This window comes from Flavisolibacter nicotianae, from assembly GCF_003628535.1.
Classification (GTDB): Bacteria; Bacteroidota; Bacteroidia; order Chitinophagales; family Chitinophagaceae; genus Flavisolibacter; species Flavisolibacter nicotianae.
In genome coordinates, this window is the sequence record NZ_RBCI01000002.1 from 463,561 (window position 1) to 482,470 (window position 18,910).

Sequence of the window (18,910 nt, forward strand, 5' to 3'; positions counted from 1 at the left end):
TACTATGAAAAGAATCTTTACCATGTTGATTGCCCTTGGCGCCATCACTGTTGCGCAGGCGCAGTCCTCCCGTACCTATCCCGACGATCGCTACCAGGACCGTGACGTGATCCTGGGTCAGCGAAATGACCGTTCCTATGATAACAACTCCCGCTACGACAATCGGATCAATGAACGGGAGCGGAACAAACAGATCGACCGCATCAACCGCGAGTACGATAAGCAAATCCGCAAGGTGGAACGTGACCGCCGGATGCGTTCCTACGACAAAGAGTACGCGATCAGGAGACTGGAAAGCCAGCGGCGGGAAGAGCTTCGCCAGGTGTGGGATCGCTATCGCAACAGCAACAATTCCTACGATAACCGCTACCAGCAAAACGACAGGCGCTGGTAATCCGTACAGCAAATTGAACCCCGCTCCGGCGGGGTTTTTCATGCCACCAGCTGACTACCGCAATGAAGTGTCTGTGGCGTTTGCCCTGGCGAAGGAAGAGATGCACACTTGTCCAAAACCCCGATCGGCTTTCAACAATCCATACATAAACCGGTTATTGCTCCGGCAACGAAAGAGTGCAGCTTCTAATGATCGCAACCGGAAACGAACGCATAACCGGAGATACCCGCACTGACCGGTTCTTCTGCCTTTCATCGGTGAACTGCCGCTTCTGCAAAAACAATTTACCTTTGGTTTTCCAATCAACCGATTGCGCTCCGCCACTATCGAAGCTTCCGGCCCGCATTTCTTCACACCTAAATCAACTAAAATGAAAAATGTTTTCCTGCCGCTGCTGCTTGCCGGTGCATTGTTTGCCTGCAAAGACCAGAAAGCCCCCGAATCACCCATGGTTAAAACGGCCGCAACCGAATCGCCGGCCGCGGCCAAGCCAATGCCCACCGAATTTGCCGATGCCCGGTACATGGACATGGGCCGCAACTACCTGAAGATGCTGTCAGAGGGAAAGATCGACGAGTGGGCCAGCCAGTTTGCCGACAAGGCCGTGTACCTATGGTCTTCCGGCGATAGCCTGGCCGGTAAAAAAGCCATCCTGGATTACTGGAAAAACCGGCGGATGAACGTGATTGACCGGCTGCAGTTTTCGAACGACATCTGGCTTCCCGTCAAAGTGAACCAGCCGCAAAAAGGACCCGACATGCCCGGCATCTGGCTGCTTGGCTGGAACCAGGTGGAGGTAAAATACAAGAACGGCAAAAGCCTGAAGTTCTGGGTACACCAGGATATCCACTACAACAGCGACGACAAAATTGACCGGACCATCCAGTACATCGACCGTGCGCCGATCAATGCGGCGCTGGGTACAAAATAAACCGGTGTTGTCGGCACGCAAAGCAGGCCCGCCGGCCTGCTTTTTCTTTCTGCCACTTCGGCCTTCCTGCCTACCTTGCCGCATGAACTTTCCCCTGCAAATCCAGTCGTTCATAGATGGTGATGTTTCCATCGAATTCTTTGTGCCCGATACGGCGGCTGTAAGAGAGGCATATCAAAAAGGAAAGATCGCTTTTCCTTACTGGAGCCGCGTATGGCCGGCCGCCAGGGCACTGGCACAGGTCCTTCTCCGCCACCCGGAATACACCCGCAACAAAACGGTCGTTGAGCTGGGAGCGGGTCTTGGCCTGCCATCGCTGGTAGCGGCCCGCAACGCAAAAGCGGTTTGGTGTACGGACCTTGCCGCCGACGCAGTAGCCATCGTGCAACAGTCGGCTGATAAACTGCACCTTCACCACCTCTCCGCTGCCGTGATGGACTGGCAGCACCTGCCACCGCACCTGGAGGCGGATGTGCTGCTTTTAAGCGATGTCAATTACGAGCCCGGCGCATTCGGCCTGTTGTTGCAGCGGATCGATGCGTTTTTGCAAAAGGGAACCACCGTTCTTCTCAGCACGCCCCAGCGATTGATGGCAAAGGAATTTGTTGCACCCCTGTTGCGCCACTGCAGGCGGCAGGAAGAAAGAATGATTGAACAGCAGGGAGAAGAGGTGGCGATATCTGTATGGGTGCTGGAACAAAAACGAATGAATAAAAAAGCCCCTTAACAAGGGGCTTTTTTATAAAACGGGAAACCGATTCGGTTACAAATTGTGTTCGATGATTTGACGGTCCACCGCATGTTCCTCGCGGGTTTTTTCCTGGACTTTCTTCAGGTGTTTCCGGGCCGAATACCGGGTGATCAGCACAAACAAAACCGGCACCACAAAGATGGCCAGCGTGGTGGCTGCGAGCATCCCGCCAAATACCGTCCAGCCGATGGTGCGGCGGCTTTCGGCGGCAGCGCCGGTGGCAAGGGCCAGCGGCAACACGCCAAGGATAAAGGCCAGCGACGTCATCACGATAGGGCGTAAACGAAGGCGCACCGCCGTGATCGTGGCGGAGATCAATTCCACGCCATGCTCAACCCGTTCTTTCGCATACTCCACGATCAGGATGGCATTCTTGGCAGCCAAACCAATCAGGGTGATCAAACCAATTTGCGCATAGATATTGTTGGTCAGGCTGGGAATTAAGGTCAGCGTGATGATGGATCCCAATGCGCCGATTGGCACGGCAAACAGCACCGAGAACGGAATGGACCAACTTTCGTACAGGGCTGCCAGGAACAGGAAGACAAACACCAGCGACAGGGCAAAGATGTAGACCGAGCTGCTGCCCGCCTTGATCTCTTCGCGGCTCATTCCCGAGAACTCGTACCCATAGCCGGCCGGCAGCGTTTGTGCCGCCACTTCTTTGAGGGCATCGATGGCCTGCCCGCTGCTGAAGCCCGGTTTGGCCGAACCATTGATCTCGATGGCGCGGTAGATGTTGTAGTGCGAAATCAGTGAAGGTGCTTCGATGAGGGTCGTTGTGACCAGGGAACTTAATGGCACCATGCCGCCACTGCCGTTCTTCACGTAATAGCGGTTGAAATCGGTGAGCGACGAACGGAAGCTACTGTCGGCCTGTGCCACCACGCGGAAGTTGCGGCCATACAGGTTGATGTCGTTGACATAGCTGCTGCCCAGCAGGGTGGAAAGCGTGGAATACACGCTGGCGATATTCACATTGAGCTGCTTGGCTTTTTCGCGGTCCACGTCCACTTTGTACGACGGTGTGCGGGTGTTGAAAAACGTGTAGGCCATACCGATCTCCGGCCGCTTGTTCACCGCCGCCAGGAACTTTTGCGCCACCGCTTCAAACTGTTTGATGTCGTCGGTGCTGGTGGTTTGCTGCAGTTCGAACGTAAAACCCGCTGACTGTCCCAGGCCCGGAATCGCCGGTGGCGTAATGGCCAGGATGCGGGCTTCGCGGATGTCGGCGGTCAGCTTCTGGATTTTTGCCACAACCGCCTGCACGTGGTGTTCCTTGCCTTCGCGTTCTTCCCAGGGTTTCAGGTTCACGAAGATGGTACCCACGTTGGTCTTGCCGGAGAAGTTGATGATATTCAGACCTGCCAACCCGCCGGCCACTTTTACTTCCGGCAGTTTGCGGATGCGGCCACTGATCTCCCGTAACATGGCAATGCTGCGGGATGTTGATGTGGCTTCGGGCATTTCGTAGGTCACATACAAGCGGCCTTCATCTTCCGTCGGGATAAACGCTGTGGGTTTGTTTTTGAACAGGAAAAACAAACCCACAAAAAGCACCACCATCATCACCAGCACATAAGGCGTTTTGCGGATCCATCCTGCAACGCCCTTGCTGTACGAATGTGTCAGGCGAGTAAATTTTTTGTTGAACCAGGCAAAGAATTTTTCCAGGACGTTCTTCGGCGCCTCGTCGGGTTTGGATGGCCGGAGCATGGTCGAGCAAAGTGCCGGTGTCAGCGACAGGGCAACAAATGCGGAAATCAACACCGATACGGCAATAGTGATGGCAAACTGCTGGTACAGGCGTCCCACGATTCCCGGGATAAAGCCCACCGGCAAAAACACCGCGGCGAGGATCAGGGCAATGGCGATCACCGGTCCGGAGATGTCACGCATGGCGGCGACGGTGGCCTCTTTGGGCGACATTTCTTCCGCATCGATATAATGCTGCACGGCTTCCACCACCACGATGGCATCGTCCACCACGATCCCGATGGCCAGCACAAAGGCAAACAGGGTGAGGGTGTTGATGGTAAAGCCAAATGGAATGAAAAAGATGAACGTGCCGATCAGCGACACCGGTATCGCGAGCAGGGGAATCAGCGTGGCCCGCCAGTTTTGCAAAAACAGGAATACCACGAGAACCACCAGCAGCAAGGCTTCGAGCAGCGTTTGTACCACTTCCTTGATCGAGGTTTTTACGACCGAAACGGTTTCGAGCGGAATGAGGTAGTCAATATCGCTGGGGAAGGTTTTTTTCGCTTCCTGCAAGGCCTTCATCAGGGCATCGTAGGTGTCCATGGCATTGGCGCCCGGTGCCTGGTAAACGAGGAGGAAAGCAGCCGGTTTACCGTTGGCAAACGCATTGGCATTGTAGTCAAATATGCCCAGCTCCACGCGGGCCACGTCTTTGAGATATACCAGGCTGCCGGTGGCAGATGCATTGCGGACGATGATGTTTTCAAACTGGTCTTTGGTGTTGATGCGGCTGTTGGTCAGCACACTGTACTCAAAGCTTTGCTGCGCCGGTTGCGGGTTGGCACCGACCGTGCCGGCAGCCACCTGCAGGTTCTGTTCCGTCAGGGCACCGGTAATGTCGGCAGGCGTGAGGCTCAGTGCCGCCAGCTTTTCGGGGTTCAGCCAGATGCGCATGCTGAAGTCGGCACCACGGGTCACGATATCGCCAACGCCGGGTACCCGCTGCAGGGCGTCTTTCATGTAGATGTTCACGAAGTTGCCGATGAACTGGGCGTCGTGTGTGCCGTTGGGCGAGTAAAAAGCCAGCGCCACCATGATGCTCGGGTTTCGCTTGCGCACGGTAACGCCTAAACGTTTTACGGCGTCTGGCAATGTCGGCTGTGCCACGCTGACTCGGTTCTGCACATCCAGCGTGGCAATGTTTACATCCGTGCCCACATTGAAGGTGGCCGTAATGGAGCTTTGCCCGCTCGAGGTGCTGTTACTGGTGATGTACGACATGCCCGGCGATCCGTTCACCTGGGTTTCGATAGCGGTGGTGGTGGTCTGTTCCACCGTAGCCGCATCGGCACCGGTAAAAAGGCCGGTGATGTTCACTGTAGGCGGTGTGATGTCGGGGTATTGGGCTACCGGCAAGGTCAGCATGGCAATGATTCCCACCAGCACAATCACGATGGAGATCACGATGGCGGTAACCGGCCGTTTGATAAAAGTTTCTGCAATCATTTGTCGAGTTTACGAGTTCACGTGTTCACGAGTTGAATGTTGTGTTGGCAGGCACTTGCGTTACTGTTTACTGCCTGCTACTTCTTCTGCGCTGGCGGTGCCGGCTGCGTGGTGGTGATCACCGAGCCCTGTCGAAGGTTCTGCACGCCTTCCACCACGATCTTGTCGCCCGGCTGCAAACCGCTCCGGATGATCACGTTCGCGCCGATCTGTTGTCCCAGTTCCACTTTGCGCTGTGCCACCTTGCTGCTGTCGCCAACCACGTAGGTAAAGTATTCGCCCAGTTGTTCGGTTACGGCTTTGAAGGGGATAATAATCGATGAGGTCTTTGCATTGCTGGCCACCCGCACCGTTCCGTTCATGCCGGCCTTCAGCATCCCGGCCCGGTTGGGAAACAGGAGCCGTGTTTTGATGGTTCCCGTTTGCGGGTCAACCGCCCGGTCGATCAGGTAAATGTGCCCGGGCTCAGGATAAACCTCGCCGCCAAAGACGAGCAGGAACGTGGAGTCGTGCAGGCTGTTCTTTTGTTGTTGCAGTTGGGCAAAACGGAAGATGTCTTTTTGATTCACGTTGATATCGACAGCCACCGGGTCGTCGGTAGAAACGGTATTCAGCACGGTTTGACCGGCTACAACCGATTGCCCGGCCTTGACCTGCGAGATACCGATGGTGCCGCTAAAAGGCGCCCTGATCACGGCAAAGCCCACATTGGCCCGCACGGCAGAAACGTTGGCCTTGGCTGCCGCTACCTGTTTCCGGGCGGCATCCAGCGCTGCATCGGCATAGTCGACCTGCTGTTTGGCAATGGCGTCGTGCTTGTCCAGCTCGTGGTAACGCTCCGCGTCTTTTTGGGCTTTCAGTAAATTAGTTTCCTGCACCTGCAGGTTGGCGATGGCCTGCTGCAGGTTGGCGCCGTATACCTGCTGGTCGATGCTGTACAGGCGCTGCCCCTTCGCTACTTTGCTGCCGTCCTTAAAATACACGCCGGTGATATAGCCGTTCACCTGCGGTGTCAGCTTTACTTCGTTGAGAGCAGTCAGCGCTGCGGGAAATTCGTCGTAATAAACAGCGGCCGTGTCTTTCACGGTTGTGACCGAAACATACACGGGCGGTGGCGCCGCCGCTTGCTGCTGCGCTTCTTTTTTGTCGCCGCAGGCAAAGAGCAGCACGGCCGATAAACCTGTGAGAAAAAGGGTGGTTGAGTTTTTCGCTTTCATGATATCTAAAATGCGGTTATATGCGTTGGGTTGGTTAATAGGCGATCAGTCCGAGTGCCCGCTCTGCATCCACTTTGCTGGCCAGCACCTGGTACAGCGCATTGAAATAGTTGATCTGTGCGGTGCGCAGATCCGCTTCGGAGGTAATGACCTCCAAATACGTTTTTACACCGGCTTTGTACTGCAGTTGAATCACATCGTACACTTCCTGCGCCAGTGCCACGTTTTCTTTCGAAGCCCGGTAATTGGCGAGGCTGCCCTTGTAAGCGCCCAGGGCCGACGCATACTGGCTGTTGATCCCGTTTTGCAGGGCCTGGATATCCAGATCAAGCCGTGCAATCTGCAGTTGGGCCGACCGCACGTTGATCTTTCGTTTGCCGCCTTGGAAAATGGGAATACCGGCCGTCAGGCCAACAAAAGAATTCGGGAAATTATTGCCATAGAGCTTGCCGAAACTGTTGTTCAAAAAATTGAAATTATAACCCAGCGAGGCCGAAACGTTGGGCAAAAACGCATTGCGCTGGTAGAGCAGGTTGGCTTCCTGCAGGCGGCGCTGCGTGGCCAGTTGGCGGTACTCGATGCGGCGCGAATAATCGGGCTGCTGCAGGGTGTCGAAGGCAACTTCTCGCTCCATTTGCAGGCTGTCGTACACAACCGCCAGGGGTGCATAAGTGGGATAGCCCATCAGGTTTTTGAGGTATTCCAGCTTGGCCACCAGCGCGGCTTCGTTGGACTGCTTTAGTGCAGTGGTATTGTTCAGCGTGATCTGTGCCCGTTTGTAATCGGTTTTGTCCGTCACGCCGGATTGATAGCGGTAATAAGCATCGTTCAAACTTTTTTGCAGGCGGGCAATGTTTTCGGCGGCCACGCGAATCTGCTGGCGGGTGGTGAGCACATCGTAAAACGCCTTGCTCACGCTGGCCGTCAGGTCGATCTTGCGGGCTTCGGTGTTCTGCTTTGCCTGCAGGCGCACATCGCCCTGCGTACGGTTGGCCAGCAGCACGTCGCGGTTGAAGATGGTCTGGTTCAGGTACAGTTGTGCGGCCGAAGTATTGGTAACCCCAACCGGTGTGGCCACGCCGTTAAAAAAACTGGTTGTCCGCTGGAAGTTGTGCTGCAGGCTGTAGTTGGCACCGATCTGCGGGTACCAGTCGGCCAGGCGGTTGCGGATGGCATAGTCATTCAACTGCTCATCGATGCCTGCCTGTTGCACGGCCGGCTGGTGTTGCAGCGCATACCGGATGCATTGTTCCAGGGTGGCGCCGGGCAGCAGGGAGTCGGCACTGTTCTGCGCCTGCAACCGGGGAGCGGCAGCGAGAAAAAATAGGATAGCGACAAGTTTATTCATAAAACGTTTGCGTTCGGGTGAACAGGAGCAAGCAGGCGTCGGAACCTTTGCCCCAAAATCGGTTTCGCGGCAAAAGAGTTTGCAAAGTAAAGTAAAAATGAATAATTATTCATTTATTTTTGCACCGTGCGAATCAAGGACGAAGCAAAAGTGGCGGCTATTTATAAAGCTACGCTATCTCTGGTAAAAGAGCGTGGCCTGGCCGGTATTACGATGAGTGATATTTCCCGGGCGGCCAACATCGCCACCGGCACCCTGTACATTTATTTTAAAAACAAGGACGAACTGATCAAGGCGCTGTTTGGCGAATGCCGCGAGAAGTCGGCAACCGAATACTTCCGCGGACTGGAGGATAAAGCATCGTTTGAAGAACGGATGAAGATGGTGTTCATGAACATCCTTCACTACAAGATGAAGCATTTCGATGTGTCGGCTTTCCTGGAGCAGTCCTATCACTCACCGTTCGTTTGCATCACGGACCTGAAGAAAAAGCAAAAAGCCATTGACCCCATTTATGCCCTAATCAGGGAGGGCATCGAAAAAAAGAAGATCAAGAATGTCGATCCCGAACTGGTGATCTCCTACCTTTTTGGCATCATCAACGAGATCGTCAAGAAGACCTATTTCTCCAACAAAAAATTGCCGCCGGAAGCCCTGGACCAATTGTACGACATGTACCGCGATGGCCTGCGGTAAAGTTTTTAGTCGGTGGCGGATAGCAGCAGGATAAGTAAGTAGTTGACGTCGCGGCAGTTTGCCTTCCGCTGCCGGCTTCTGACTCGCTACCGTACTTTCTATTCTAAACTCGGATCATGCAATGGCAAAAGAGAGAGGGCAAATGGCGGATGACAGCAGGAGGAAAGCTGTCGGGTTGGTTTGTTCTTGACAGGATCGGAATCGCACTTCAGTCCCGATTTGACCGGCCTGCGTTTGTTCCTGGGAGTGTTTCTTTTGTAGTCGTGATAATCAGCGTGCTGTCTCTGTCATCCTTTTCAGCACGATGGTGTATACAGTGCGGTACTCGAAAAACCTCCAAAGTGAGATCGCGTTAAAAGAAAGCAGGACCGCTAGACAAGACGCAGCCGTTTGAGTAGTTCATCTTTGTACGTTGCGCCAACAGGGATTTCCTGTTTGCCAATTTCAACCATATTTCCATTCACGGCCGTGATGGCATTGAGCGAAATGATGTAGGAGCGGTGTACACGCAAAAAACGATTGGCGGGCAACAGGTCATCCATCAGTTTTAAATGCGCACTTGCCAGCAATATTTTTTCTTTCAGGAAAACTTTCGAAAAATCTTTCAGGGCTTCCACGTACAGGATTTCGTCGAAGAGCACTTTTACCAGCTTGTTGTCCTGCTTTAAAAACAGGTGATCGGTTTCCTGCTGCACTGTCATTGCAACGGTTGTGTTCAACAGGCGCTCGACCTTGTCGACAGCCTCGCGGAACCGGGTTTCGGTGATGGGTTTCACCAGGTAGTCCACGGCGTTCAGGTCGAAAGCTTTGGCCGCATGTTCGGCATAGGCGGTAGTGAAAACAACCGGCGGCGCATTTTTCAGTGTCGACAAAAACTCGATGCCTGTTTTGTCGGGCATGTTGATGTCGAGAAAAAGCACATCAACCTGGTTTTGATACAGGGCCTCATAGGCCTCAGCCACCGAGCGGCACGAAGCGGCCACCGCCCAGTTTTCCAATCGGGAAACATAGGTCTGCACCAGTTCTCTTGCCAGTGGTTCGTCGTCAACAACAATGCAACAGATCTTTTTCATGCGAGTGCGCAACTAAGCTGAAACAAATAAACACCATTTGCAGCGCTTGCCGAATACGAAGATTGTCCCGGGTAATAATGCTGAACCCGTTTTTGCAGGTTCTGCAAACCAATGCCACCGGCCTTCCCGTTTTTTGCAAGCCCGATGCTGTTTTGAATCGTCACCTGCAAGTGCTTTTCTTTCGCCTTGATGGAAACGGCAATGGTGCTGTCGTTTTTGTCTTCGGTGTATTTGAATGCATTTTCCAGGGCGGGCATGAACAGGAGCGGAGGAACAGTGTAATCATCCCGGTCGGTTTCGTATTGAAACTGCACACCGGTTTCGTTGAGGCGAAGCTTTTCCAGTTCGATATAATCCTTCAGCAGGCGCACTTCTTTTTCCAGCGCTATTTTTTCCTCTCCTGTTTCGTAAAGCGTATAGCGCAGGAAACCCGAAAGACGCGAAAGGGTTTCGGCGGCCCGGTCTTTTTTTTCGTTCACCACCAGCGAGTAAATATTGTTGAGGGTATTGAACAGGAAGTGCGGGTTTACCTGCGATTTTAGAAAATTAAATTCCAGTTGCAGGTTGTCTTTAGCCAGTTGCAGACCCTGCACCGTTTGCCGGAAATAGCCGCGACCAAGTTTGATGGCGATGGGCAAGCCAAGTTGAATGGTGAGGTGGTAGAGCAGGCCCCCGGTCAATACCCTGATGAAGACAATGTTGGGAAAATTGCGTTGTAAAAAATGATAGTAGTCCGGGTTGAATTGCGCCAGCCGCTGCATACAGCTCTCGCAACCGTTGAAGATTGCCAGGTCGGCCCAGGCATCCAGCGCTGTAACGGCCACCAGCCAGACAAAGACCAGCAAAAGGCTTTTGAACCATTTTCGTTTGACCAGGTACCGCGGCCAGATGAAATACATCAGCGCATAGAAGGCAAGGGCAAATTCAACAGTATTCTTGAGGGCAAGTAAATAGGCACCCGGCGTATCGCGAACTGGGTTGAACGAGATGGTGTTGAAATAATAATAGCTTGCGAACATGAAGATCCAGAACAGGATATGCAAGGCAATGCGATACCGGACGTCCGTGTAAGTTTTTTCGAGAAGGTCATTTTTGCGTTTCATGAATTAAAACTGCAACTTATTCTTTGCCGCGCAGAAGCAAACCGACGAAGCCCTGCAACTTTCCAACAAACAGTGGCCGGCCGCCAACGAAGAATTGCGGGGATTGTGATACGGCCCGTTTCACCCCGGTCGCTCCTGCATTGCCGGGAGAAAAACAGACAAAGGAGCAAGACCTTTGTACCGGTGCGCCGGATACGAACGATCAAACCTTCTTCCCGTACGGCGGCAAATAGTTAGGTTTGCAGGAAGTGAAAAAGATGCGCAATATGAAAACAAATTTTTTGCTGGTTCTCCTGCTCGTTGGGATCGCAGCTGCTTCGCAAAACAAAGGGGTGGATGCCAACGGGGTAACCAGTCTTGGTGCGGGCCAGGTGCCCGACCTTGCAACGAGTGGCAATACGGTCCATGCAGTGTGGGGCAGGGGCGACAGCATCCTCTATGCCTTTTCTGCTAACAGGGGACAAACCTTTTCAGCCCCTGAAGTAGTAGGCGTCCTGCCGAAGCTTTTTTCTTTTGCCATGCGCGGACCGCAGGTCGCGGCCATCAGCGGTGGTGCCTGCATCATTGCCTGCAACCAGCAGGGCGACCTCATTGCCTATCAAAAAACCGGCACCGGCCACTGGCGCAAGACCGGTAAGGTGAACGACGTGGATACTATAGCGAAAGAAGGTTTTCTCGACCTGGCTAGCGACGGCAGGGGCAACCTGTTTGCGGCCTGGCTCGACCTCCGCAAGGGCAGGCGCAACAACATTGCCGGTGCCCGCTCCACCGACGGCGGAAAAACCTGGTCGGCCAACCGCCTTCTCTACATGTCGCCGGATGGACATGTTTGCGAATGCTGCAAGCCTTCGGTTGCCGTGCAGGGGCGGCAGGTGGCCGTGCAGTTTCGCAACTGGGTAAAGGGCAGCCGGGATCTCTGGCTGCTGCGCTCTTCCGATGGCGGGCAAACGTTTGGCCCCGCAGAAAAACTGGGCACCGGCACCTGGAAACTCGACGCCTGCCCCATGGACGGCGGCGGGCTGGCCTTGCAAAAAAGCGGCGCGGTGCAAACGGTTTGGCGCCGGAAGGACACTCTCTTTGCCTACTCACCCGGGAAGCCGGAAACCGGCCTGGCGACGGGAAAGAGTTGTGCGCTGGAACTGGTAGCCGGCAGGCCGGTTTATGCCTGGGTGGAGAAAGGGGAGATTGTTTTGCTTACGCCTGGCGGCGAAAAGCGTCATCTTGGAAAAGGGAGCCTGCCGGTGGTCAAACCGGTTGGGGATAGCCGTGTGATTGTTGCCTGGGAAAATGACAAGGAGATTCAAAAGGCAGTGGTTGACCTCTAAATTTTTCTTCATCTCTGCAATAACAGGTTAAGAGAAAAGAAAGCCGCGGGGCAAGTTTGGTGCCTGGCTTTTCGGAGTCAATTGTTTGCTTTTCTTCTATCCGGCTCTTCCTGTACCCGGCTCTGCGCCGGCAGGCAGGCACCTTGCTCCGCCTGCACGAAAAACGAAAACACGTATTTTCGTCACCAACCAAGGGATCTTTCTTCATGAGCACCACGTCGATACCTGATAAAACCTATCCCTTCCTGGAAGGCGGTGGTGAGATGGGTGAAATCATCCGGAAGTATAACTGGTCGCAAACGCCGTTGGGCGATGTGGCCCAGTGGCCACTGAGCTTGCGGACAACCCTCGGCAACATCCTGCATTCGGCCTTTCCCATGTTCCTTTTCTGGGGAGACGAGCTGACCTGTTTTTACAACGATGCTTATCGGCCCAGCCTTGGCATGGAAGGCAAACACCCGGCCGTGGGAAAAAGCGGTCGCGACGTGTGGCCGGAGATCTGGAATTTTATTGGCCCGCTAATCCGGCAGGTGCTGGAAACCGGCAGCCCTGCCTGGTTCCAGGACCAGTTGCTCCCCATTTACCGCAACGGGAAACTGGAAGATGTGTACTGGACCTTCAGCTACAGCCCTGCTTACGGCGATGACGGCCAGGTAGCTGGCGTGCTGGTAACCTGCATGGAAACAACCGAAACTGTACTGGCCCGGCAAAAGGTTGAAGACGTGGTGGCCCTGCGCACGGCCGAACTGGAAACTGCCCACCAATCCCTGCTCAGCGCCAACCGCTACCTGCAGGAGATCCTGAACCTGTTCAACACGCCGCTGCAGGTGCTCGAGCCCGTTTTTGAGAACGGCCGGATCGTCGACTTTCGCTATAAGCTTACCAACAAGGCCTATGCTGCATATGCCAACACCACGCCGGAGAACCTGCAAAACAAAAAGGTGGGCGACGTGTTTCCCGGTTATTTCCAGACGAGCAGTTTTGTCAACGTGGTCAAGGCGTTTGAAACCGGGATTGAAGACACCTGGGAGATCCACTACGACAAAGACGGTCTTGACCTGTACAACGAAATGACCGCTACCAAAATGGGCGGCGAGGTCGTGGTGCATTTCACCGACTTTACCAGGCTGAAATACCTGCAACTGCAATTACTCGGGAAGGTGGAGGAACTGGAACGCTCCAACCAGAACCTGGAGGAATTTGCCCACGCTGCCTCCCACGACCTGAAAGAACCCATCCGCAAGATCCACGTGTTTACCAACCTGCTGAAGCAGCAGTTGAGCAGCCGGCTGAATGAAACCGAATTACAAACCTTTGAGCGAATCGAAAAAGCCACTACCCGGATGGGCGCACTGGTCGACGATCTGCTGCTGTATTCGCATGTCAGCCACCAGCCCATCGAGAAAGAGACCCTCGACCTTGGCAAAAAGCTGAACCGTGTGCTGGAGGATTTGGAACTGGATATCCAGCAAAGACAGGCAACGGTCGTCGTGGGAAGCCTGCCACAGGTGCAGGGCTACCAGCGGCAGTTGCAGCAACTCTTTCAAAACCTCGTGGCGAATTCGCTCAAGTACAGCCGGCCCGGCGTACCGCCGGAAATCCATATCTCCGCCACAACCACGCGGGAAGGAGGGCATCTGTATCACCTCATTGAAGTGAGAGACAACGGTATTGGCTTCGAACAGGTTTATGCAGAAAAAATCTTTCACCTGTTTACCCGTCTCCACGGCCGGAGCGAATACAGCGGTACCGGCATCGGCCTCTCGATTGTAAAAAAAGTGGTGGAGAACCATGGCGGAATGATCAGGGCCGAAAGCACACCCGGCGAAGGAACGATCTTCAAACTTTACCTGCCAATCGATAAGCCCTGATTTCCTCCCGGACCTCTTCGCTGTTGGCGGATGCAAAAAGCACAGCAATCGCTGTGCTTTTTGCATGTGGGCTCTCCCTATTCCTAGGCCGTTGCCTTTGCCAGTTCCCGTTGCCAGAAACGGTACTGGCCCATGGCCGTTACGAATTGCTTCGCCAGTTTGCCGGCATTGCTGTGAACAACCACGCCGTTTTCGACATCAGCTTCGGTGCCGGTAAGGTCTTTGGCGAAGCGGGTTGCCTGCAGCAACACATCGGCTTCACTGCTGAGCGCAAGCGGCTTGCAGTGTTTGTAAGCCTGGTTTAAAAACTCAACGGCATCGTCTTCTGCTTCCAGCGTCGCAGCACTGTTCGCGCCACCCGGTACATACACCGCATCGTAGAGCACTGAGGCCACGGTGCGCAGGGTTTTATCAGGTTCCATCATGCCCCCTTCCGCTGTTTTAATAACACCTCTCGGGGCAATTACTTCCGCCATCGCACCGGCGGCGGCCAGGGCTTTTTTTACCGCATTGATGTCGCCTTCGCGAACACCATCGGCCACCAGCACCGCCACCTTGCGAGTGCGGATATCACCGGTTGGACTGTTGGCAATCATGCTCAGTGCGCCGGAGCGTTCGGGTCCCTGTTTTTGCTTCAGCGGCTGGTAGGTTTTGGGATCCACGTCGGCGGGTACACTAAAATTCAGTTGCTTCGGCTGCGGGGGTACCTTCATTCCCAAACCATAGGCCACTTGTGCCGCCAAATCCTTGTCCACCTGGTTCAGCACACCAAGCATACGTTCGCGGATTTCTTTTGTTTCCACCTTGCCCAGTTCAAAGCGAATGGCATTGATGATGTGCAGCTTCTCGGGCTCCGACTGGCTATTGTAAAACAGGGCCGCCTGGCTGAAATGATCAAAGAAACTTTTGCTGCGGGCCCGCACTTTGTGCGCATCGATCCGTTCGGTGTAGGAGGCAAAGCCGCCATCCATTTTGCCGGCCAGGAATGGGCAGCCGCCGCCCACGGTGTTGGGTGTATAACTGCTCTTGCCCTGGTTGATGGTCATGCGGTGAATGCCGTCGCGCTGGTTGTTGTGCACCGGCGCAATGGGCCGGTTGATGGGAATTTCGTGGAAGTTGGGTCCGCCCAGTCGCGATAACTGCGTGTCGGTGTAGGAAAACAGCCGTCCCTGCATCAGCGGGTCGTTGGTAAAGTCGATGCCTGGCACGATGTGCGCCACGTGAAAGGCCACCTGCTCGGTTTCGGCAAAGAAATTATCGGGGTTGCGGTTGAGCGTCATCCTGCCGATGCGCTGCACGGGCACCAGTTCTTCGGGAATGATCTTGGTGGGGTCCAGCAGGTCGAAGGGGAATTTGTGTTCGTCTGCTTCGGGAACGATCTGCAAACCCAGTTCCCATTCGGGGAAGTTTCCCATCTCAATGGCCTCGAACAGATCGCGGCGGTGAAAATCGGGATCCTTGCCCGAGATGATCGTGGCTTCGTCCCAGGCTACCTGGTGCATGCCCAGGAGGGGCTTCCAGTGCCATTTTACAAAGAACGCTTCACCCTTTGCATTAATCAGGCGGAAGGTGTGCACGCCAAAGCCTTCCATCATGCGGAGGCTGCGGGGGATGGCCCGGTCGCTCATGGCCCACAGCACCATGTGCGTGCTTTCGGTGTTGAGCGAAACAAAATCCCAAAACGTATCGTGTGCTGAAGCTGCCTGCGGAATTTCGTTGTGCGGTTCGGGCTTGACGGCGTGAACGAAATCAGGGAACTTTTGTGCATCCTGGATAAAAAACACCGGCATGTTATTGCCCACCAGGTCGAAGTTGCCTTCTTCGGTATAAAACTTTACCGCAAAGCCGCGGACGTCGCGGGCCAGGTCGGTGGACCCACGGGAGCCCGCAACCGTAGAGAACCGTACAAACACCGGCGTTTCGCGGCCGGTATCGGTGAGAAAGCCGGCTTTGGTAAAGCGGCTCATGTCCTTGTACAGTTTGAACACGCCATGGGCCGCCACGCCGCGGGCATGCACAATGCGTTCGGGAATGCGTTCGTGGTCGAAGTGGGTCATTTTTTCGCGGAAGATGAAATCTTCGAGCAGGCTGGGTCCGCGGTCACCGGCCTTGAGAGAGTTGTGGTCGTCGCTGTAGCGAACGCCCTGGTTGGTGGTGATAAACTGTCCGTCGGCGGATTCGGTATTGGTCGCAAGGTCCTGAACTTTTTTGCTGACCTTGTTGGTTTTGCCCGTGGCTTTTCTGGCTGCCATAAAAAAAGGTTTAGGGAAAGGATTGCGTAAAAATTATGCCCCTGCAAAGGGGCACAGATTCTGCGGCAAAGGACCGGGAAGGGAAATGTTATGCGGCGGGAGTTTCTCAGATTTGGGTCGTGCCGCTGGAGATCTCCATCTCTGTACTTCCGGCAAAAAAGAAACGAATCATCTTGCGGTTCGCTGTTCCGGGCAGGAGGTTCCGCTGCACTTATTCTGAGCCCGCCAATCGCCACTTGTGATCTTTTTTTCTCCCCTCTAATTGCACATTCCCTGGCGGCCTTTGGCTTTATTTTGCAGCAAACCTTTTTGCATGCCACCCAACGCCCTGCCGGGTATCGATCATTTCCTGAAACAACCGGCTTACAGGCCATTGCGGATTGCACTTGTTACCAATAATGCCGCCTTGACCGGAGAGGGGGTGCCAACCCGGAAAGCCCTGTTGCAAAACGGTTTCTGCCTGGTAAAGCTTTTTTCTCCCGAACATGGGCTCACGGCGCAGGGGACAGATGGCGCCTTTCAGCCGCACGGAACCGACCGCCTGACCGGCCTGCCCGTGGTGAGTTTGTACGGCGAACGGCTCGCACCAACCGAAGAAGACCTCCGCGACGTGGACGCCGTGGTCTTCGACATTCCCGATATCGGCTGCCGCTTCTATACCTACCTCTGGACCCTCACCTACGTGATGGAGTCCTGCGCCCGGTTTGGCAGGCCCTTGCTCCTTGCCGACAGGCCCAACCCGACCGGTGGCAACCTGGCCCTGGCCGAAGGCCCCCTGCTGGACGAAGCGCATTGCAGTTCCTTTGTCGGCCGCTGGCGCATGCCCCTGCGCCACGCCTGTACCCTGGGCGAACTGGCCCGCTTCTTTGCCGCTACCCGCCTTCCTTCGCTGGAACTGGACGTGGCCCCTGCCGGCAACTGGCACCGGCAAATTGCCGATGAAAAAAGTTTTGTTCCGACCTCGCCAGCCATAGGCTCTGTGCACTCGGCTTTGCTCTATCCCGGCACCGGCTTGCTGGAAGGGGTAAACGTAAACGAGGGCCGCGGCACGGTGGCGCCTTTTCGCGTTTGCGGCGCCCCGTGGATCGGGGCCGGTCACCTGCAGAAAAGCCTGGCCGAAAGGCTACCCGCCTCGGTCGCTTGCAAGGAAATGAGCTTCATCGCCGCCGACGGACCCTACAAGGGAGAACATTGCCACGGTGTGCAGCTGGAAGTAAAAGACCCCGCCCTCTTTCGGCCGGTGGCCACGGGCATTGCGCTTTTGCAGGTGCTGGCACAATTGTACCCGGATCACCTGCAGCCGCGGGCCTATCCCACACGGGCCAACCCTTCGGGTGAAGGACACCTCGGTCAACTGCTGGGAATACCGGGTGCGTTTGCACGAATTCAAAGAGAAGAGGTGATCCCGACGGATGTTGCCGGGGAATGGCAGCAGGAAATCGGGCCTTACCTGTTATATGGAGAGCAGCGTTAAAGTGGAAGGTTTCAGGCACGGGCCGACAAAACGGAGCAGCTTTCATTTGGGTCCGACTCTAAATGCTTAGCCTGCTACAGCGCAATGGTGTGCCAGCAAGAGACCAATGGTGGTGCCATCCGCTCCGGTTTTAATCGTGAGCTTACCGTTGATGGAAAGTGCCCGCGCCTTCATTACATCAATACACGAGGATTTTTTCGCGGTAGCATTCAGCCCGGTGCCATTGTCGGTAACTGTCAGGGAAAGCCCGCGGCTGGTTTGCCGCAGGAAAACAGTGACCTCGCTGGCCGCCGCCTGCTGCCAGGCATTTTGCAACGCTTCCTGGCACACCCGGTAAAGGTCCACCTTCACTTCATCTGAAAAGTTTTCCTCGCGAAAGCGGCTTTTGTATCTGCAGGCAATACCGGTATGGGTGGCATAGTCGGCACAGAGCAACTGGAGCGATGCGTTCAATCCCAGCAAAGAGATATTAGCCGGGCTGAGGGCATACGAAACCTTGCGAATCTTGTTGACCAGCAGGTTAGCCGATGCCAGCGTTTGGTCCAGCAGCCGTTCCAGTTGGGGCGACAACCCGTGCTGCTGCTCGCTAAGCCATTCGATCTTCATTTTGATGGAGGTGGCCAACTGGCCCAGGTCTTCGTGCAGTTCGCCGGCCAGTTGCTGGCGTTCTTTTTCGCTCTGGTGCTTGATCTGCGTGGTCAGCTGCCGCAGGTTGCGGACGTTTTCGGAAAGTTCCAGCTCGGAAAGCTTGCGTGGTGTGATATCCTTGGCGATGGCAAAAACGGTTTCGGCATCGGGCAGGTAGATTGATGTCCATTCCAGCCACACCGTATTGCCGTTGCGGGTAAGATAGCGGTTCTGAAAATTGAGCAGCGGCTGGCTTTCAAGCAGGCCGGCCCTGGCTTTGGCCGTCAACGCCTTGTCGTCGGGATGAATAAAGTCGGAAACGGGCCGTGCCATCAGTTCGGCTTCGGTGTAGTGAAGTTTTCGGCTAACCGCGGGATTGATCTTTTTGAAATAGCCTTCCTTGCTGACAATGCAGACAAGGTCGGGAGTCATCTCAAACAACGTGAACAGGTCTTCCATGGATATGGATTATTTTAAAACCCTAAGATACGGAACAAAGAACGCAGTCAAAACGTTGCGGGCTTAAACGAACACACAAGCCTGTTATACAGAAAAAAAGCAGGAAGCAACTTTCCTCGTAGCATTTGTCAGCTGGAATCTTCGCGGACGGTTAAATGGCGACGGGCTGAACAAGACCGCCA

14 protein-coding genes are annotated in these 18,910 nt (G+C 54.8%); 7 read left to right on the forward strand and 7 right to left on the reverse strand.

The window, feature by feature from the left end; all coding sequences use genetic code 11:
- Positions 1 to 4 precede the first annotated feature (4 nt).
- The 3 genes from D6024_RS07085 to D6024_RS07100 all read left to right on the forward strand — a co-directional run bounded on the left by D6024_RS07085 (position 5) and on the right by D6024_RS07100 (position 2,052).
- A complete protein-coding gene (locus tag D6024_RS07085) occupies positions 5 to 394 on the forward strand; it encodes a hypothetical protein (protein ID WP_121353885.1) in 390 nt (129 codons plus the stop codon).
- A 370-nt stretch (positions 395 to 764) separates the two neighbouring features.
- Positions 765 to 1,325, forward strand: a complete 561-nt coding sequence (locus tag D6024_RS07095; RefSeq protein WP_121353887.1) for a nuclear transport factor 2 family protein — start codon at positions 765 to 767, stop codon at positions 1,323 to 1,325.
- 82 nt (positions 1,326 to 1,407) lie between these two features.
- Positions 1,408 to 2,052 carry a class I SAM-dependent methyltransferase gene (locus D6024_RS07100; protein ID WP_162944604.1) on the forward strand — a complete coding sequence of 215 codons (645 nt, stop codon included), beginning with the start codon at positions 1,408 to 1,410 and terminating at the stop codon, positions 2,050 to 2,052.
- A 36-nt stretch (positions 2,053 to 2,088) separates the two neighbouring features.
- Here D6024_RS07100 and D6024_RS07105 read toward each other — a convergent pair whose 3' ends face one another.
- The 3 genes from D6024_RS07105 to D6024_RS07115 form a co-directional block, all read right to left on the reverse strand.
- Entirely contained in the window at positions 2,089 to 5,283 is a 3,195-nt protein-coding gene (locus D6024_RS07105) for an efflux RND transporter permease subunit (RefSeq protein ID WP_121353889.1), read from the reverse strand.
- A 77-nt stretch (positions 5,284 to 5,360) separates the two neighbouring features.
- Entirely contained in the window at positions 5,361 to 6,500 is a 1,140-nt protein-coding gene (locus tag D6024_RS07110) for an efflux RND transporter periplasmic adaptor subunit (protein ID WP_121353890.1), read from the reverse strand.
- A 34-nt stretch (positions 6,501 to 6,534) separates the two neighbouring features.
- Complete coding sequence (locus D6024_RS07115; RefSeq protein ID WP_121353891.1) at positions 6,535 to 7,848, reverse strand: TolC family protein; 1,314 nt, start codon at positions 7,846 to 7,848, stop codon at positions 6,535 to 6,537.
- A 126-nt stretch (positions 7,849 to 7,974) separates the two neighbouring features.
- Between D6024_RS07115 and D6024_RS07120 the strand changes: the two genes are divergently transcribed.
- Complete coding sequence (locus D6024_RS07120; protein ID WP_162944605.1) at positions 7,975 to 8,544, forward strand: TetR/AcrR family transcriptional regulator; 570 nt, start codon at positions 7,975 to 7,977, stop codon at positions 8,542 to 8,544.
- A 371-nt stretch (positions 8,545 to 8,915) separates the two neighbouring features.
- Here D6024_RS07120 and D6024_RS07125 read toward each other — a convergent pair whose 3' ends face one another.
- Positions 8,916 to 9,617, reverse strand: coding sequence for a LytR/AlgR family response regulator transcription factor (locus tag D6024_RS07125; RefSeq protein ID WP_121353893.1), 702 nt, complete (start codon positions 9,615 to 9,617; stop codon positions 8,916 to 8,918).
- Complete coding sequence (locus D6024_RS07130; protein ID WP_121353894.1) at positions 9,614 to 10,720, reverse strand: sensor histidine kinase; 1,107 nt, start codon at positions 10,718 to 10,720, stop codon at positions 9,614 to 9,616. The genes D6024_RS07125 and D6024_RS07130 overlap by 4 nt, the downstream gene beginning before the upstream one ends.
- 266 nt (positions 10,721 to 10,986) lie before the next feature.
- Here D6024_RS07130 and D6024_RS07140 point away from each other — a divergent pair, with 266 nt between their 5' ends.
- Both D6024_RS07140 and D6024_RS07145 read left to right on the forward strand, forming a co-directional pair.
- Positions 10,987 to 12,045 (forward strand): sialidase family protein, encoded by a 1,059-nt coding sequence (locus D6024_RS07140; protein WP_162944606.1) that lies wholly within the window; start codon positions 10,987 to 10,989, stop codon positions 12,043 to 12,045.
- A 206-nt stretch (positions 12,046 to 12,251) separates the two neighbouring features.
- A complete protein-coding gene (locus D6024_RS07145; protein WP_162944607.1) occupies positions 12,252 to 13,916 on the forward strand; it encodes an ATP-binding protein in 1,665 nt (554 codons plus the stop codon).
- Between the two features lie 83 nt (positions 13,917 to 13,999).
- Here the strand turns inward: D6024_RS07145 and D6024_RS07150 are convergent, their stop codons facing one another.
- Positions 14,000 to 16,168 (reverse strand): catalase, encoded by a 2,169-nt coding sequence (locus tag D6024_RS07150; RefSeq protein ID WP_121353898.1) that lies wholly within the window; start codon positions 16,166 to 16,168, stop codon positions 14,000 to 14,002.
- Between the two features lie 313 nt (positions 16,169 to 16,481).
- On the opposite strand from D6024_RS07150, the gene D6024_RS07155 reads away from it, so the two are divergent.
- Positions 16,482 to 17,642, forward strand: a complete 1,161-nt coding sequence (locus D6024_RS07155) for an exo-beta-N-acetylmuramidase NamZ family protein (protein ID WP_121353899.1) — start codon at positions 16,482 to 16,484, stop codon at positions 17,640 to 17,642.
- Positions 17,643 to 17,708: 66 nt separating this feature from the next.
- Here the strand turns inward: D6024_RS07155 and D6024_RS07160 are convergent, their stop codons facing one another.
- The gene (locus D6024_RS07160) at positions 17,709 to 18,728 is read right to left on the reverse strand and encodes a PAS domain-containing sensor histidine kinase (protein ID WP_121353900.1); all 1,020 of its coding nucleotides are present in this window, start codon (positions 18,726 to 18,728) and stop codon (positions 17,709 to 17,711) included.
- Positions 18,729 to 18,910 lie beyond the last annotated feature (182 nt).

Coding starts and splice junctions, on each gene's coding strand:
- D6024_RS07105 (WP_121353889.1), bottom strand. CDS start 5,283: ATGATTGCAGAAACTTTTATCAAACGGCCGGTTACCGCCATCGTGATC.
- D6024_RS07140 (WP_162944606.1), top strand. CDS start 10,987: ATGAAAACAAATTTTTTGCTGGTTCTCCTGCTCGTTGGGATCGCAGCT.
- D6024_RS07095 (WP_121353887.1), top strand. CDS start 765: ATGAAAAATGTTTTCCTGCCGCTGCTGCTTGCCGGTGCATTGTTTGCC.
- D6024_RS07100 (WP_162944604.1), top strand. CDS start 1,408: ATGAACTTTCCCCTGCAAATCCAGTCGTTCATAGATGGTGATGTTTCC.
- D6024_RS07125 (WP_121353893.1), bottom strand. CDS start 9,617: ATGAAAAAGATCTGTTGCATTGTTGTTGACGACGAACCACTGGCAAGA.
- D6024_RS07085 (WP_121353885.1), top strand. CDS start 5: ATGAAAAGAATCTTTACCATGTTGATTGCCCTTGGCGCCATCACTGTT.
- D6024_RS07115 (WP_121353891.1), bottom strand. CDS start 7,848: ATGAATAAACTTGTCGCTATCCTATTTTTTCTCGCTGCCGCTCCCCGG.
- D6024_RS07160 (WP_121353900.1), bottom strand. CDS start 18,728: ATGGAAGACCTGTTCACGTTGTTTGAGATGACTCCCGACCTTGTCTGC.
- D6024_RS07130 (WP_121353894.1), bottom strand. CDS start 10,720: ATGAAACGCAAAAATGACCTTCTCGAAAAAACTTACACGGACGTCCGG.
- D6024_RS07110 (WP_121353890.1), bottom strand. CDS start 6,500: ATGAAAGCGAAAAACTCAACCACCCTTTTTCTCACAGGTTTATCGGCC.
- D6024_RS07150 (WP_121353898.1), bottom strand. CDS start 16,168: ATGGCAGCCAGAAAAGCCACGGGCAAAACCAACAAGGTCAGCAAAAAA.
- D6024_RS07155 (WP_121353899.1), top strand. CDS start 16,482: ATGCCACCCAACGCCCTGCCGGGTATCGATCATTTCCTGAAACAACCG.
- D6024_RS07145 (WP_162944607.1), top strand. CDS start 12,252: ATGAGCACCACGTCGATACCTGATAAAACCTATCCCTTCCTGGAAGGC.